The organism is Caballeronia terrestris (assembly GCF_001544515.1).
In the GTDB taxonomy this organism is placed as follows: Bacteria; Pseudomonadota; Gammaproteobacteria; order Burkholderiales; family Burkholderiaceae; genus Caballeronia; species Caballeronia terrestris.
This window is the reverse complement of the sequence record NZ_FCOL02000542.1, coordinates 1-828: the sequence shown is the minus strand read 5'-3', so window position 1 is coordinate 828 and position 828 is coordinate 1. Positions and strand designations below refer to the sequence as shown.

Annotated in this window: 1 protein-coding gene; it reads left to right on the top strand. The window is 62.6% G+C overall.

Annotation, left to right across the window (positions count from 1 at the left end):
• Window positions 1-244: 244 nt before the first annotated feature.
• Window positions 245-828: alpha/beta hydrolase family protein (locus AWB67_RS38815; protein ID WP_374729899.1), on the top strand; the 584-nt coding region annotated here is incomplete at its 3' end.

Below are 828 nucleotides of genomic sequence, written 5' to 3'. Positions count from 1 at the left end.
CTCTATGCCGCGACCGCTCCCGATGTCGTCGACGGTGGCTACTATGGACCGCTTGGCTTGTTCGAGACACGCGGCGAACGAGTCGGACCGGCAAAGGTCGCGTCTCAGGCACGCGACGAAGCGGATGCGAAACGACTGTGGCGGACGTGTGAGGTGTTGACGGGAGTCGTTTGAGTAAGGCTAACGCCACGAAACGCAGGCCGACCAGGACTTGATGGCGCAACTGGACGCAGGAGGTTTCCTCATGGTGAGACTTGTTGCTTTGACCGCATTCGCTCTTGCCCTTTTCGCCGCGCCCTCGTTTGCCACCAATGTCGGCTTCATGGAGGTTAAGATCGCCAACGGCACAGAACCGCCGCTGACGGTTGGAATCTGGTACCCCACCAACGCGCCGGCAATCGAGCACTCTTTGGGGAACAACACACAGCTGGTTGCGCAGGGCGCTCCGATCGAGGGCCACGACCTCCCGCTGATCGTGATGTCGCACGGCGGCGGCGGCTGGTACGACAGTCACTACGACACGGCCCTCGCCCTGGCTCATGCCGGCTTCGTAGCGGCGGGGGTGAGCCACGCAGGCGACACGTTCGACGACCAGACGCGCGTGCTGCAGTTATGGCGTCGCCCGATGCAGCTTCACCGATTGGTGGACTACATGCTTGAAGAGTGGTTCGGCCATGTGGATCTGGATAACGCTCGCGTCGGTGCATTCGGCTTCTCCAACGGTGGCTTTACCGTGCTCGTGGCCGCTGGCGGAAAGCCGGACCTGTCACAGATCGCCCCGTATTGCCGCGCGCACCCGGATCATGACTTGTGCCAGGCGCTGCAGAC